Annotated in this window: 12 protein-coding genes; 9 read left to right on the top strand and 3 right to left on the bottom strand. The window is 67.8% G+C overall.

Features of this window, described 5'->3' with window-relative positions; all coding sequences use genetic code 11:
- Positions 1-59: 59 nt before the first annotated feature.
- The 3 genes from VSO01S_RS10450 to VSO01S_RS10440 all read right to left on the bottom strand — a co-directional run bounded on the left by VSO01S_RS10450 (position 60) and on the right by VSO01S_RS10440 (position 6,005).
- On the bottom strand, positions 60-1,418 hold the full coding sequence (locus tag VSO01S_RS10450; protein WP_068642052.1) for an NAD(P)/FAD-dependent oxidoreductase: 1,359 nt from the start codon (positions 1,416-1,418) through the stop codon (positions 60-62).
- 110 nt (positions 1,419-1,528) lie between these two features.
- Positions 1,529-3,694, bottom strand: coding sequence for a TonB-dependent receptor (locus VSO01S_RS10445; RefSeq protein ID WP_068642115.1), 2,166 nt, complete (start codon positions 3,692-3,694; stop codon positions 1,529-1,531).
- Positions 3,695-3,947: 253 nt separating this feature from the next.
- Positions 3,948-6,005, bottom strand: a complete 2,058-nt coding sequence (locus tag VSO01S_RS10440; RefSeq protein WP_068642050.1) for an AsmA family protein — start codon at positions 6,003-6,005, stop codon at positions 3,948-3,950.
- 238 nt (positions 6,006-6,243) lie between these two features.
- Between VSO01S_RS10440 and kdpF the strand changes: the two genes are divergently transcribed.
- The 9 genes from kdpF to VSO01S_RS10400 form a co-directional block, all read left to right on the top strand.
- Positions 6,244-6,342 (top strand): K(+)-transporting ATPase subunit F, encoded by a 99-nt coding sequence (kdpF, locus tag VSO01S_RS10435; RefSeq protein ID WP_068642048.1) that lies wholly within the window; start codon positions 6,244-6,246, stop codon positions 6,340-6,342.
- Position 6,343: 1 nt separating this feature from the next.
- Positions 6,344-8,050 carry a potassium-transporting ATPase subunit KdpA gene (gene kdpA / locus VSO01S_RS10430; RefSeq protein ID WP_068642047.1) on the top strand — a complete coding sequence of 569 codons (1,707 nt, stop codon included), beginning with the start codon at positions 6,344-6,346 and terminating at the stop codon, positions 8,048-8,050.
- 3 nt (positions 8,051-8,053) lie between these two features.
- Positions 8,054-10,156: a potassium-transporting ATPase subunit KdpB gene (kdpB, locus tag VSO01S_RS10425; RefSeq protein ID WP_068642044.1), complete on the top strand. Its 2,103-nt coding sequence runs from the start codon at positions 8,054-8,056 to the stop codon at positions 10,154-10,156.
- A 14-nt stretch (positions 10,157-10,170) separates the two neighbouring features.
- Positions 10,171-10,752 (top strand): potassium-transporting ATPase subunit KdpC, encoded by a 582-nt coding sequence (gene kdpC / locus VSO01S_RS10420; protein ID WP_068642043.1) that lies wholly within the window; start codon positions 10,171-10,173, stop codon positions 10,750-10,752.
- 121 nt (positions 10,753-10,873) lie between these two features.
- Positions 10,874-12,190 (top strand): DUF6402 family protein, encoded by a 1,317-nt coding sequence (locus tag VSO01S_RS10415; RefSeq protein WP_068642041.1) that lies wholly within the window; start codon positions 10,874-10,876, stop codon positions 12,188-12,190.
- Entirely contained in the window at positions 12,187-12,546 is a 360-nt protein-coding gene (locus VSO01S_RS27100) for a hypothetical protein (protein ID WP_068642039.1), read from the top strand. Before VSO01S_RS10415 ends, VSO01S_RS27100 begins: the two co-directional genes overlap by 4 nt.
- On the top strand, positions 12,428-12,679 hold the full coding sequence (locus tag VSO01S_RS28155; RefSeq protein WP_084241802.1) for a DUF6402 family protein: 252 nt from the start codon (positions 12,428-12,430) through the stop codon (positions 12,677-12,679). Before VSO01S_RS27100 ends, VSO01S_RS28155 begins: the two co-directional genes overlap by 119 nt.
- Positions 12,676-13,035 (top strand): hypothetical protein, encoded by a 360-nt coding sequence (locus tag VSO01S_RS10405; RefSeq protein WP_068642037.1) that lies wholly within the window; start codon positions 12,676-12,678, stop codon positions 13,033-13,035. Before VSO01S_RS28155 ends, VSO01S_RS10405 begins: the two co-directional genes overlap by 4 nt.
- Positions 13,036-13,048: 13 nt before the next feature.
- On the top strand, positions 13,049-14,235 hold a 1,187-nt coding region (locus VSO01S_RS10400), incomplete at its 3' end, for a KdpD family sensor histidine kinase (protein WP_506016899.1).

Raw genomic sequence — 14,235 nt, 5'->3', positions numbered from 1 at the left:
TTTTTAACAAACCTCGCAGCATAGCGCTTGCCCGTGCAGCGCCCGGGGCGCCGATTCCGCTACGTCTGGATCGTCTCGCCCTGCAGCTTGCCCATGTCGCGCACGTTGAAGCGGTGGCGCTTCCAGCCGCGCCAGGTGCGCAGGGGGTGGGTGATGGCGATCACGTAATACAGGATCTTGAAGCGGCGCAGCCCCCACCACATGGGCGTCTTGCCGAAGATGTCGCCGGCCAGCAGCGACATCAGCGCCTCCTTCACCCGCAGGAAGTTGTTCGGGTGCATGAACATGTCGCGGATGGTGGGGTTGGTCGATCGGTAGATGAACCAGGAGTACTCGCGCGGGCCGTCGCGCATCATGCCCTCGAAGTCGGCGCGCACGCGTGCCAGGGCCTGCGGCGCATCCAGCGCGGTGGCCACCAGCTCGGCGCCGTCGAAGGCGCTGTGCATGGCCAGGTACACGCCCGAGGAGAACATCGGGTCGACGAAGGCGAAGGCATCGCCCAGCATCAGGTAGCGGTCGCCCGTGGCATGGGTGCCGTTGTACGAGAAGTTGCCGGTGGCATGGATGCGGTCGTCGATCAGCTCGGCATGCTTCAGGCGGTCGAACAGCTCGGGACACAGGGCCAGGGTGTCGAAGAAGTAGTCCTTGAGCGGCTTGTCGCCGCGCGCCTTCAGGTAGTAGGGCCAGCACACCGCGCCCACGCTGGTGGTGCCGTCGGCCAGCGGAATGAACCAGAACCAGCCGTGCGGAAACCAGCAGATGCTGATGTTGCCCTCGCGCTTGCCTTCCAGCCGCCGCACGTTGCGGAAGTGGCCGAAGAGCGCGGTGCTGTTGTGGTCCGGGTTCTTGTTCTTGCTCTTGAACTTGTTGGCCAGGAAGGTGTCGCGCCCGCTGGCGTCCACCACGAAGCGGGCATGCCAGGTGCGGCGGCTGCCGTCGTCCAGCTGGGCCTGCACGATGGCGCCGTTGTCGTCGAACTGCACGTCCTGCACCTTGCAGCCTTCCAGCGTGCGCGCACCGCGCGTGGCGGCATTGCGGAACAGCACTTCGTCCAGCTCGGAGCGGCGCACCTGCCAGGCCGAGGGCATGCTCTTGTCCCAGGCGTCGGCAAACTCCACGTAGCTCTGGTACTCGTGCTCGATGGAGACGAACTCGATGCCCCACTTCTTCATGCCGATGGCGTCGACCTGCTCGTACACCCCCAGCTTGCGGAACAGCTCCACGTTGGCCGGCAGCAGCGACTCGCCGATGTGAAAGCGCGGGTGGTGCTCCTTGTCCACCAGCACCACGTCGCGGCCCTGCTGGGCCAGCAGCGCGGCAATGGTGGAGCCGGCGGGCCCGCCGCCGATGACGAAGACGTCGCAGCCCTCGATGGGCTGGCTTTCAGGAAGGGCGGTGGCGGAGGGCGCTGCTTGCATGGCTTGTGGGCAGGAATTCTTGGACAGAGAAGACAACCCGGCAGGATAGCGCGGCGCGCGGCCCATTTCTGTCAGCCGATCCGCCGCGTTGGCGGGGACCGGCCCCCGTGTCAGAACTTCGCGCGCAGTGTGAGCTGCACTTCGCGCCCCGGGCCCGGCAGGATCAGGTTGTCCATCGAGCCATGGCCCGAGATGTAGTAGTTCCTGTCCGCGATGTTCTTCAGGTTCAGCTGGATCTCGTAGCGCTCGGCCTTGTAGCCGGCGGCCAGGTCGGCCGTCAGGTACGAGGGCAGCACCACCCGGTTGGTGAGCGAGGCGTAGCGCTCGCCCACGTAGTTCAGGCCGCCGCCGGCGGAAAAGCCGTGGCCCAGGTCCTTCATGGCCCAGAGGAAGGCCGAGTTGCGCGGCGTCAGCGCGGCCGTCTGCCCCTGCACCGGAATGGGCGCGCCGACGGGCAGCTGCTGCTGGCTCACCGTGGCCAGCGACTTGGTCATCTCCGCATCCAGGAAGGCATAGCCGGCGCTCACGTCCCAGCGGCCGGGCAGGCGGCCGTTCAGCGCCAGCTCCAGGCCGTTGGTGCGCTGGGTGCCCACGTTGATCTGGCGGCGCGGGTTGTTCGGGTCGGTGTTCTTCATGCCCGAGCGCTCGAGGTTGAACAGCGCGGTGGTGAAGTTGAGCTGGCCGTCCAGCAGGTCGAACTTGGCGCCGATTTCCTGGTTGACCGTGATCTCGGGGTCGGCGTCCACCGTGCTGGTGGACAGCGCGAAGTTCTCGCCCGAGGGCTGGAATGAGCGGCTGTACGAGACGTAGTAGGACTGCGTGGGCGTGGGCTGCCACACCACGCCGGCACGCGGGCTGAACTTGCGGTCGGTGCGCTCCAGCGTGCTGAGCTTGCGATCGAAGCTGGTCTCCTGCTGGTAGTCGTCATAGCGCAGGCCCACCAGCGCCTTCCATTCCTTGGCCAGCGTGATCTGGTCCTGGAAGTACAGGGCGGCCGTCTGGAACTTGCTGTTGCTCGGAATCGCGCTGTCGGCGGTGAAGGCCGAGGCGGGAATGGGCAGCGGGTCCTGCACCGGATTGAAGATGTTCACGCGCTGGTAGCCCACGGCGGACGACACGGTGTAGGCGCGCTTGCGCTGCACGCCCAGCTCGGCGCCCATGAGCCATTCCTGCGCGAAGCCGCCCAGCTCGTTGCGCCAGGTGACGTCGGTCTGGTTGAACCAGCCGCTCTCGTCGCGGTCGACGAAGCCGCGCGTGCGGCCCACCGTCAGCGCCACCGGGTCGGTGGTGCCGCTGGGCAGGGTGTTGTTGCGGTCCAGCTGGTAGTCGGACCAGCGCGTGGTGTTGCGCAGGTTCAGGCTGTCGCTGAAGCGGTGGTTGAGCGTGGCGGTGAAGCTCTGCACCTTGCTGGTGACCGTGTCGTCGCGCCTGGCATGGGCCGAGCCGTAGTAGGTGCTGCGCGGCACGTTCACCGGCCGGCCGTTCAGGGCCGGCACGCCGAAGTCGGTCAGGCGCTCGTCGCGCAGGTTGGTGTATTGCAGCAGCAGGTCGGTCTGCGGGCTGAACTTGATGGCCAGCGAGGGCGCGACGTTGTAGCGCTGGGTGAACTGCTGGTCGCGGTAGCTGTCCGAATCCTCGCCCGCCACGTTCAGGCGGAAGGCCATCGATTCGCCGATGGCGGTGTTCAGGTCGGCCGTGGCGCGCCTGTAGCCGTCGTTGCCCACGCCCAGCGACACCTCGCCGCCGAAGGGGCTGCCGAAGATCGGCTTCTTGGTCACGCGGTTGATGATGCCGCCCGACGAGCCGCGCCCATACAGCACGGCAGCCGGGCCCTTGAGCACCTCCACGCGCTCGGTGTCCGAGAGGTCGCGGAAGTACAGCGCGTCGTCGCGCACGCCGTCCACGAACCAGTCCGAGATGGCGCTGAAGCCGCGGATCAGCACCTGGTCGCGCTGGCCGTCGCCGTGGTTGAAGCTCACGCCCGGCACGTTGCGCAGCGCCGCTTCCATGCTGGTGGCGTTCTGGTCCTCGATGAGCTTCTCGGTGACCACGTTCACGCTCTGCGGTACGTCGCGCAGCGGCGCGCTGGTCTTGGTGGCGCTGCGCGCGGTGGCGGGCGCGTAGCCCGGGTCTTCGTCGGCGCTCACGGTCACCTCGCGCAGGCTGGTGCCGCCGCCAGCCTGCGCGCCGGCGGCCAGGGGCAGGGCGGCCAGCACGGCGCTGGCCAGGATGGAAAGGCGAAGGCGGGTGCGAGCCTGGCGTGTGCAGATCTTCATGTTGTGCATTGCGTTTGCGGCGGTGGATGAAAAAGGTGAATCCACGCACAAGCGAGGCCGCGCATGCCGCTGCTGCTGCGCCGGAAAACGACGCGGCCTTGCGGCATGCCCTGCCTGGAAATGAAGATCTGGGTGGGCTGGACGGGCGCTCCGGGCGGGCAAGCCGCTGGAACACCTCGAAAAAGACGGCCGCGCTGGGCGGCGGCGCGGATTGTAAACGGCGTGTAAAGCGCGGCGCGGCAGCGGCCGCCGCTCAGCGCTCGAACAGTCCCCGCAGCCGACCGCCCAATCCCTCGCTCTTGCGCGAAGACGGCTGCGTCGCCGCGGTGGTCCTGGCGCTGCCGTTGTAGGCCGAGTCGCAGGGATGGGCGTCGTTCACCCGGCCCAGCAGCCGCTCGCCGATGATCGTGGCGCCGCTGGTGGCCACGGCCGCGCCGATGGTGACCGCCTCGCGCGCGGTGCCGGCCACGTTCACCTGCACCTGCGGCGCGGCGAGCGGGCCGGCGACCTTCACCACGCCGGCGAAGGCGCTCGGGTCCAGGCCCGTTCCCTTCTTGACCGTGGGCCGCATGCCCAGGTCCACGCGTTCGCCGGCCAGGTCGATCAGGCCGGACATGACCACGTCGACCCGTTCGCCCTCGATGGCGATGGAGCGGTCGATGTCGATGCGGCCGGCCTTGATCGGCAGGCGCGCGGCGGCGCACCGCAGCTTGAAGCTGTCGCCCTCGCTGCGCAGCGGCGTCAGGGCATGCAGCAGGGCGGAGACCAGCTCGCCCGGCACGCTGCTGCTGCTGCGCCGCCCGGCCGACGACGCTTCACCGACGCGAATGCGCACTTCGCCGTCGAGCGAGGAAGCCAGCCGGCGCGGCGAGTGGCCGCTGGCGGACAGCCGCGCGTCGACCTCTGTGCGGCCGCCCGAAATGACGGCTTCGCGCCGCATCAGGGCCAGCAGCGCGTCCAGGGCCACGCCGCGCGCCTTGACCTGGGCCGTGACGCGCGGTGCCGCGCTGCCCACACCCTGCTGCCAGCCGCCTGCCAGGTTGAAGTGCCCGCGCGCCAGGCCGAAGTCCAGCTGGGCGACGTCGATGCGCTCGGCATTGCTGCTGCCGCGCAGTTGCACCGCGCCCAGCTCCAGGCCATTGGGCAGCACCAGGCGCTCGGCGCGCAGGTCGGCCCGGATTGCCAGGCCGGGCAGTTTCACGGGCGGAAAGGGCGTGTCGGGAAACACCCTGGCGTCGCCCTTCACATCCGGCGCGCTCGGGCCGGCGCGATGGGCCGGATAGAGGCGTGCCAGGTCGAGGCTGTCGGAATGCAGCGCCAGCTGCAGCGCGGGCGGCACGGCGGCCCGGTCCCACACGATGCCGCCGGCCACCGTCTGACCCTGGCTCTCGATCTCGAAGTTGTCGATCTGCATCTGGCGCGGGCGCCAGGCCAGGTCGCCGCTGAGCCTGGCGGGCACCGGCAGCGGCAGCTTCACCCGCAGCATGTCGGACAGTGCCCGGGCGCTCTGGATCTCTGCCTCCACCTTCAGCTGCGCCTGTCCGGCGGCTTCGCCCAGGCCCAGCTGGCCGTCGACACTGGCGGTGGCGCCTTCGGTGCGCAGGTCCAGGTCCAGCGGGATCGAGCGGGCGCCGGTGCGCTCGTCGCGCTGCACGCCCACGCCGCCCTCGGCATGGATCTTCTGCGCGTGCCAGGCGCCGTCCACGGCGATGTGCCAGGCGCCGGGCGCACGGGCGGGGTCGGGGTGGCGCTGCAGCAGGAGCGACTCGACGTCCAGCGTCTCGGTATGGCCGCTGCGGCCGCTGCGCCAGTTGAGCTTGGCGTCCTGCGCGGCGAGCTGGGCCAGCGTCACGCGGATGGGGCTGGTCTTGCGGGGCGCGGCCGGCGCTTCTTCTTCGGCGGGCCCAGTTCGCTTGAAGTTCCAGTTGCCCTGGCCGTCTTCATTGGTTTCCAGCAGCAGGTCGGCGCCGCTGATCTCGATGCTGCCGATTTCCACGCGGCGTTCCAGCAGCGGCGCCAGGGCGATGTCGAAGCGCAGCTGCGCGATGCGTGCCATGTCCGGCCGCGAGCCCCAGGGCGCATTGCCCAGCCGCACCCCTTCGGCCACCAGCGCCAGGCTGGGGTAGAGCGACAGATGGACCGGCCCCTCGATGGCGAAGTCGCGCCCGGTGGCGGACTTCACTTCCTGCACCGCGCGCGCCATGACCGCGCCGCGGTCGACGCTCTGCAGCAGCAGCCACAGGCCGCCGGCCAGCAGCACAACAAGCAATGCAGCGGCCAGCAACAGGCCGCGCAGCCATTTCCATCTCATCGGGGGGACTCCTTCCGGAGCCCTGATTTTTACGCTTTCTTTATGGCCGCGCCTTGGGTATCTGCCCTGTTTTTACGCACGAAGCCGAACACTCCCGGGCATGCATCTCAGCTTTGCATCGAGGAGCTTTTGAAATGGACATCGTGTGGATTGCCGCCCTGGCCGTGTTCTGGGTGGCGTTGATCGTGGGCGTCGACGGCCTGCTGCGGCTGGTGGGCCAGAAGAAGGGAGGCCGCTCATGATCGGCATGGAGGTCCTGTACGGGCTGGGCGGGTTGATCGCGGTGCTGCTGCTGGCCTACCTGGTATTCGCGCTGATCTGCGCCGAGGAGTTCTGACATGACCTCTTCGGCCTGGACCTTGCTCTCGGTCTTCCTTGTCGTGCTGGGCCTGCTGGCCTGGCCGCTGGGCAAGGCGCTGGCGGCGCTGTGCGAAGGGCGCGTCGCGTCCTGGATGCGGCGCGTCGAATCGCCCCTGCTGCGCCTGGCAGGCGTGCGCGCGCATGAGTCGATGCACTGGCGCAGCTACGCACTGGCGCTGGTGGCCTTCAATGCGGTCGGCGTCTTCTTCGTCTTTGCGCTGCAGCGCCTGCAGGGTTGGCTGCCGTTCAACGCAGCGGGGCAGGGGGCCGTCTCCCCCGACTCGGCCTTCAACACGGCCGTGAGCTTCGTCACCAACACCAACTGGCAAGGCTACGCGGGCGAGGCGACCATGAGCCATCTCACCCAGATGCTGGGCCTGGCGGGGCAGAACTTCCTGTCGGCGGCCACTGGCATCGCGGTAGCTTTCGCGCTGGCGCGCGGCTTCGCATCGCGCGGGGCGGAAGAAGGTGAGGAGGGCGGCCACGTCGGCAACTTCTGGGTCGACGTGACCCGCATCACGCTGTGGCTGCTGCTGCCGCTCTCTTTCGTGGTGGCGATCTTCTTCGTGAGCCAGGGCGTGATCCAGAACTTCTCGCCCAACCTGGAACTGGGCACGCTCGAAGGCGCGCGCCAGTCCATCGGCATGGGGCCGGTGGCCTCGCAGGAGGCGATCAAGCTGCTGGGCACCAACGGCGGCGGCTTCTTCAATGCCAACTCGGCGCATCCGTTCGAGAACCCGACGGCGCTGGCCAACCTGGTGCAGATGCTGGCCATCTTCGCCATCCCGGCCGCGCTGTGCTTCGCCTTCGGCCGCATCGTGGGCGATGCGCGCCAGGGCTGGGCGATCCTGGCGGCCATGACGTTGATGTTCGTGCTGGCGGTGGTCGCCGGGATTCCGGCCGAGTACGCCGGCAACCCGGCCCTGGCCTCGCTGGGGGTGGACCCGTCGGCGGCCAGCATGGAAGGCAAGGAGGTGCGCTTCGGCATCGATGCCTCCGCGCTGTTCGCGGCCGTCACCACCGCCGCGTCGTGCGGCGCGGTCAACGCCATGCACGACTCGTTCACGCCGCTGGGCGGCATGGTGCCGATGGTGCTCATGCAGCTGGGCGAGGTGGTGTTTGGCGGCGTGGGCACGGGCCTGTACGGCATGCTCATCTTCGCCATCCTGGCGGTGTTCATCGCCGGCCTGATGATCGGCCGCACGCCCGAGTACCTGGGCAAGAAGATCGAGGTGCGCGAGATGAAGCTCATGTCCATCGCCATCCTGGTCACGCCGGTGCTGGTGCTGCTGGGCACGGCGGTGGCGGTGATCGCGGTGCAGGGCAAGGCGGGCATCGCCAACCCCGGGGCGCACGGTTTTTCCGAGATCCTCTACGCGCTGACCTCGGCCGGCAACAACAACGGCAGCGCCTTCGCGGGCCTCGCGGCCAACACGCCCTTCTACAACGCGCTGCTGGCCATCGCCATGTGGTTCGGCCGCTTCGGGGTGATCCTGCCGGTGCTGGCCGTGGCCGGTGCGCTGGCGGCCAGGAAGCGGCTGCCGGAAAGCGGCGGAACCATGCCCACGCACGGGCCGCTGTTCGCCGTCCTGCTGATCGGCACCGTGCTGCTGGTGGGCTTGCTCAACTACGTCCCGGCGCTGGCCCTGGGCCCCGTCGTCGAACACCTGATGCTCTGGAAGTAAGCCATGTCATCCCGCAACAAGAACAAGAACCTCTCGCTGTTCGACACCGCGCTGCTGCTGCCCGCGCTGCGCGCCGCCATCGCCAAGCTGAGCCCGCGCGTCCAGTGGCGCAACCCGGTGATGTTCGTGGTGTACGTCGGCTCGATCATGACCACCGTGCTGTGGGCGCATTCGCTGCGCTATCCGGGCGACACCGCCATGCCCGGAAGCTTCATCGGCGCAGTGGCGCTGTGGCTGTGGTTCACCGTGCTCTTCGCCAACTTCGCCGAAGCCCTGGCCGAGGGCCGCAGCAAGGCGCAGGCCGCCACGCTGCGCGGCATGCGCAAGGACACCTGGGCCAAGAAGCTGGAGCAGCCCAGGCATGGCGCCGCATTCTCGCCCGCAAGGGCGATGGAACTGCGCAAGGGCGATGTGGTGCTGGTGGAAGCCGGCGACTTCGTCCCGCTGGACGGCGAGGTGATCGAAGGCGTGGCCTCGGTGGATGAAAGCGCCATCACCGGCGAATCGGCGCCGGTGGTGCGCGAATCCGGCGGCGACTTCTCGGCCGTGACCGGCGGCACCCGTGTGCTGTCCGACTGGCTGGTGGTGCGCATCGCGGTGAACCCGGGCGAGTCCTTCCTCGACCGCATGATCGGCATGGTGGAAGGCGCCAAGCGCCAGAAGACGCTCAACGAGGTGGCGCTGACCATCCTGCTGGTGGCGCTCACCATCGTGTTCCTGGTGGTCACCGTCACGCTGCTGCCGTTTTCCATCTTCAGCGTGGAGGCGGCGGGCGCGGGCACGGTGGTGTCGCTCACCGCGCTGGTGGCGCTGCTGGTGTGCCTCATCCCCACCACCATCGGCGGCCTGCTGTCGGCCGTGGGCGTGGCGGGCATGAGCCGCATGATGCAGGCCAACGTCATCGCCACCTCCGGCCGCGCGGTGGAGGCGGCCGGCGACATCGACGTGCTGCTGCTGGACAAGACCGGCACCATCACCCACGGCAACCGCCAGGCCAGCGCCTGGTTCACCGCGCCGGGCGTGTCGCGTGCGCGGCTGGCGCGCGCCGCCCTGCTGGCGTCGCTGGCCGACGAAACGCCCGAGGGCCGCAGCATCGTGGAGCTGGCGCGGCAGGAAGGCATCGACACCGCGCCGGTGGAAGGCGCGCACTTCGTGGCCTTCACTGCGCAGACGCGCATGAGCGGCGCCGACCTGCCCGCCGGGCCGGACACGCATGAAGCCGGCCCGGTGCCGCTGCGCAAGGGCGCGGTGGATGCGGTGCGCCGCCATGTGGAGGCGCTGCACGGCACGATGCCGGCCGAGGTGCTGCGCAGCGCCGAGGACATCGCCCGCCGCGGCAGCACGCCGCTGGCCGTGGCCCAGGGGGCGCGGGTGCTGGGGCTGGTGGAGCTCAAGGACATCGTCAAGGCCGGCATCGGCGAGCGCTTCGTGCAGCTGCGCCGCATGGGCATCCGCACGGTGATGATCACCGGCGACAACCAGCTCACGGCCGCCGCCATTGCGGCCGAGGCCGGCGTGGACGACTTCCTGGCCGAGGCCACGCCCGAGGACAAGCTGGCGCTCATCCGCAAGTACCAGTCGCAGGGCCGCCTGGTGGCCATGACCGGCGACGGCACCAACGACGCGCCCGCGCTGGCCCAGGCCGACGTGGCGGTGGCCATGGGCAGCGGCACGCAGGCCGCCAAGGAGGCCGGCAACATGGTCGACCTGGATTCCAACCCCACCAAGCTGCTGGAAGTGGTGGAAACGGGCAAGGCACTGCTCATGACGCGCGGCTCGCTCACCACCTTCTCCATCGCCAACGACGTGGCGAAGTACTTCGCCATCATCCCGGCGATCTTCGTGTCGACCTATCCGCAGCTGTCGGCGCTGAACGTGATGCGGCTGGCCAGCCCGTCGTCGGCCATCTTGTCGGCGGTGATCTTCAACGCGCTGATCATCGTGGCGCTCATTCCACTGGCGCTCAAGGGCGTGCGCTACCGGCCGGTGGGTGCGGCCGCGCTGCTGCGGCGCAACCTGGCCATCTACGGCCTGGGCGGACTGCTGGTGCCCTTCGTGGGCATCAAGATCATCGACATGCTGCTGACGGCAGCGGGCCTGGCCTGAAAGGAACAACGACCATGAAGAACATCCTTCGTCCCGCGCTCGTGCTGTTCATCGCATTGAGCATCGTTATCGGCCTCGCGTATCCGCTGGCCGTCACCGGGCTGGCGCAGGCCGTGTTTCCGCGCCAGGCCAACGGCAGCCTGGTCGTGGGGGCCGATGGCAAGCCGGTCGGCTCCGAGCTGATCGGGCAGCTGTACGCCGATCCGAAGAACTTCTGGGGCCGGCCTTCGGCCACGGGCGACAAGCCCTACAACGGACTGGCCTCGGGCGGCTCCAACCTGGGCCCATTGAATCCCGCGCTGCGCGATGCCGTGGCCGAGCGCGTGAAGGCGCTGCGCGAGGCAAACCCGCAGCAGCAGGTGCCGGTGCCCATCGACCTGGTCACCGCCTCGGGCAGCGGCCTCGATCCGCACATCTCGCCGGCCGCAGCGCGCTACCAGGTTGCGCGCGTGGCCAAGGCGCGCAACATGCCGCCCGAGGCCTTGGAGGCGCTCATCGCCGCGCACACCGAGCAACCCTGGCTCGGCTTCCTGGGCGAGGCGCGCGTGAACGTGCTGGAACTCAACATGGCGCTGAACGGACCGCCGTTGCTTTAGGCGTGGATTCGACTTGGGACTCGACCTGTATCGGATGTCCAAGAGCACTTTCATCGGAGGCCCAACCGGTAGGCGCAACGCCCTGTGATGAAATCGCGAGACAAAACAGGGAGTGAATCAAATGAGCCAGGAACATGCCGCCAGGACATGGCGGGCAGGCACGGGCCTGCTTCCCATCTGGGAGGCGAACCACGGTTGCCGGTGCGAAATCGAGGGCCTCGGCCTGTCCATGGCCAAGCCGCCGCCGACACCCGCCTTTCCCCCGCCGCCCCCTTCCGCACCCGCGCCTGTGGCGGCACGGTTGACCCGGGAGCAGAAGCAAGCGGCCAGGGATGCGCAGACCAAGAAGGACATCCTGGCCGTGATGGATGGGGTCGCCGCCTTTCACGCCTGGCTGAAACGGCCCGCGCCGCCAAAGGCAGCAACGACGACAGCGACGGCGACAACCTCACCCGCTCCTGCGCCGCAGCCGGCCGCGAAGGTGAAGCCATTTGATATCCAGGACATTCCGGCCACGATGCGCAAGCTGGGCATGCCCGTGTCGGCGGCGATGATGGAGAGGTGGTTCCAAGGGCAGTTGAACTACTCGCCAACTGAAAATGACGAATTCGAAGGGCTGAACCAGCACGGCCAACCCTATCCGCCGAGCATGATCGACAAGTCCATCGTCACCATGGACTGGGTGCTGAAGCACAAACGGGGGCGGATTGCGTTCGAGAACCTGACGGAGCAGAGCTACCACACCAAGGATCGCTGGAATGGCAAGCTGGAGGCATCGCCTCAACTCCATACGCACAGCGTGCTGCGGACCCGGAACGCACACGCAGAGTTGAGAAGGTTGCTCCTGCCCTATTGGCAACGTCAAGGAACCATCATCACCTGGCTGCTGTGCAACAGCGATATCGAGAAGCTGCATCGGGAGTTTCAGTTCCAGCGCATTCGGGTGGATGGAACCCTTCACCAAAAGATTGCCGAACAGCTTCGGGTGGAACTGACAAATCAAGGAATCCCGGATGACCTCACCGGCGCCCTGGGGGCTTTCAACCTCTATGCGGCCGTTTCCGAATTTCACATCGAACGGAGCTCAACGCGCATCACTGCGGTGATCACCGGGATTGCGGTGTACGTCAAGGACAGCTACACCTTCGCCACCGACCCCGACAAGCCGTCTCAGTATCTCGGACATTGGAACAAGAGATCCGTGGTGATCAGTCCGTCCGCTTCGATATTGAGCAAGCACCTGGACGCAGACTATCCGCTCGTGGTCGACAAGAAGCCCGTTCGCCCCGCGACGTTCCTGGAGGACATGATCTACTACCCCGTGCGAAATCGCTCGTTCAGAGACTGGCAGATGAAGCATCGGCAAGGTGGTGACTTCATTGCCTATTCCAACGTTCGCTGGGTGAATCTAAACACCCCAATCCGAGTGCAGCTATGAAGACCAGCACGTTCGTCGGTGGTGTACTGGCAGTGATAGCCGGACTTTGGACCGCGTTCTTCTATGTGGACGGTGTCTTGGATCGCCGTTGGATCATTCAGCACAACGCCTTCAAGACATTCACCTCGCCCGATGGGCGATATCGCCTCGAGCACGCAGTCACTTCGCCGGATTTCCACTGGATGCGTCTGTACCGCAACGGCGACAGCGAGGTCATCGCGGACCGCCGCTTCCGGGATGACCCTCCATTTCGAATCAACTGGTACGAGGACAGCGTCAACGTTGGTGGGGCCGACGAGTCGACCATCTCGCTTCCCCCCCATTGGTGGGAACGTTGGACCGCCAAACTGCCTTAGAAGTGATCGACTACCCGTGCGAAATCGCTCCTTCAGAGACTGGCAGATCAAGCACCAGCAAGGCGGCGACTTCATCGCCAATTCCGACGTTCGCTGGGTGAATTTGAACACCCCGATCCGAGTGCAGCTATGAAGACCAGCACGCTCATCGGCGGTGTGCTAGCGGCAATCGCTGTGCTTTGTGCAGTGTTCTTCTATGCGGACGGCGTATCGAACCGCCGTTGGATCATTGAGCACAACGCCTTCAGAACATTTGTGTCCCCAGACGGGCAATATCGAATCGAGTACGCCGCAACATCAACCGACTTCAACTGGATGCGCCTGTACCACACCAGCGACAACGAAGTCATCGCAGACCGACGCTTCTGGGGCGAACCCCCATACAAGATCAACTGGTACGAAATGAGAGTCAACGTGGGTGGAGACGATGAGGCGACCATCTCCCTTCCCCCGCATTGGTGGGAGCGCTGGACAGCCAAACTGCCTTAGCCTTCGCAGCCTGATGCCCGAAATCACCCGACCCGACCCCGACGAGCTGCTTGCCCGGATGCGCGCGCAGGAAGCGCGCGCGCAGCGGGGCAAGCTGCGCATCTACTTCGGGGCCAATGCGGGCGTCGGCAAGACCTGGGCCATGCTCAGCGCCGCGCAGCGCGAGCGGCAGGCGGGGCGTGACGTGGTCATCGGCGTGGTCGAGACGCACGGGCGCGCCGACACCGCGGCGCTGGTCGCCGGCCTGGAGCAGCTGCCGCGCCGGGCCATGCCCTATCGCGGCCGGATGCTGTACGAGTTCGACCTCGACGCCGCGCTCGCGCGCAAGCCCGAGGTCATCCTGGTCGACGAGCTGGCGCATTCCAATGTGGAGGGCTCGCGCCATGCCAAGCGCTGGCAGGACATCGAGGAGCTGCGCGCCGCGGGCGTGGAGGTATGGACGGCGCTGAATGTGCAGCACCTCGAAAGCCTCAACGGCACCGTCGGCGCCATCACCGGCGTGCGCGTGCACGAGACCGTGCCCGACGCCGTGCTCGACGAGGCAGAAGAGGTCGTGCTGGTCGATGCCACGCCCGACGAGATCACCGCGCGGCTGGCGGCCGGCAAGGTCTACCTGCCGCAGCAGGCGCAGCAGGCCGCGCAGAACTTCTTTCGCAAGGGCAACCTCATCGCGCTGCGCGAGATCGCCCTGCGCCGCACCGCCGAGCATGTGGAAGACGACGTGCGCGGCTGGCGGGTGGAGCAGTCCGTCAGCCGCAGCGGCGGCGCGGCCGGCGAGCCCATGGCGGCCTGGCACACCTCGGGCGCGATCCTGGCCTGCGTCGGACCGCATCCGGAGGCCGCCGCACAGACGGTGCGCACCGCCGCGCGCCTGGCCGGGCAGCTCAATGTGGACTGGCACGCGGCCTATGTGGAAACGCCGCTGCTGCAGCGCCTGCCGGCTGCCGAGCGCGACCGCATCCTGGCCGTGCTGGCGCTGGCTGAGGAACTGGGCGCATCAACCAGCGTGCTCACGGGCGACCAGGTTGCGCCGGCGCTCGCCGCGCAGGCTCGGCGGCTGAACTGCGCGACCGTGGTGCTCGGTCGCCCGCGCGAGCGGCAGGGCTGGCGCCGCTGGCGGCCGTCGGCCCATGGGCATGTTGCGCAGCAGCTGGCGCGGCTGTCGCCCTCGCTGGACATCGTCAGCGCCGGCGCGGCGGG

Source organism: Variovorax soli NBRC 106424, assembly GCF_001591385.1.
GTDB classification, from domain to species: domain Bacteria; phylum Pseudomonadota; class Gammaproteobacteria; order Burkholderiales; family Burkholderiaceae_C; genus Variovorax; species Variovorax soli.
This window is presented reverse-complemented; position numbering and strand designations above follow the sequence as displayed.

Excerpts from the sequence above, each read along its gene's own strand:
- VSO01S_RS10450 (WP_068642052.1), bottom strand. The coding sequence starts at position 1,418 with ATGCAAGCAGCGCCCTCCGCCACCGCCCTTCCTGAAAGCCAGCCCATC.
- VSO01S_RS10445 (WP_068642115.1), bottom strand. The coding sequence starts at position 3,694 with ATGAAGATCTGCACACGCCAGGCTCGCACCCGCCTTCGCCTTTCCATC.
- VSO01S_RS10440 (WP_068642050.1), bottom strand. The coding sequence starts at position 6,005 with ATGAGATGGAAATGGCTGCGCGGCCTGTTGCTGGCCGCTGCATTGCTT.
- kdpF (WP_068642048.1), top strand. The coding sequence starts at position 6,244 with ATGATCGGCATGGAGGTCCTGTACGGGCTGGGCGGGTTGATCGCGGTG.
- kdpA (WP_068642047.1), top strand. The coding sequence starts at position 6,344 with ATGACCTCTTCGGCCTGGACCTTGCTCTCGGTCTTCCTTGTCGTGCTG.
- kdpB (WP_068642044.1), top strand. The coding sequence starts at position 8,054 with ATGTCATCCCGCAACAAGAACAAGAACCTCTCGCTGTTCGACACCGCG.
- kdpC (WP_068642043.1), top strand. The coding sequence starts at position 10,171 with ATGAAGAACATCCTTCGTCCCGCGCTCGTGCTGTTCATCGCATTGAGC.
- VSO01S_RS10415 (WP_068642041.1), top strand. The coding sequence starts at position 10,874 with ATGAGCCAGGAACATGCCGCCAGGACATGGCGGGCAGGCACGGGCCTG.
- VSO01S_RS27100 (WP_068642039.1), top strand. The coding sequence starts at position 12,187 with ATGAAGACCAGCACGTTCGTCGGTGGTGTACTGGCAGTGATAGCCGGA.
- VSO01S_RS28155 (WP_084241802.1), top strand. The coding sequence starts at position 12,428 with ATGACCCTCCATTTCGAATCAACTGGTACGAGGACAGCGTCAACGTTG.
- VSO01S_RS10405 (WP_068642037.1), top strand. The coding sequence starts at position 12,676 with ATGAAGACCAGCACGCTCATCGGCGGTGTGCTAGCGGCAATCGCTGTG.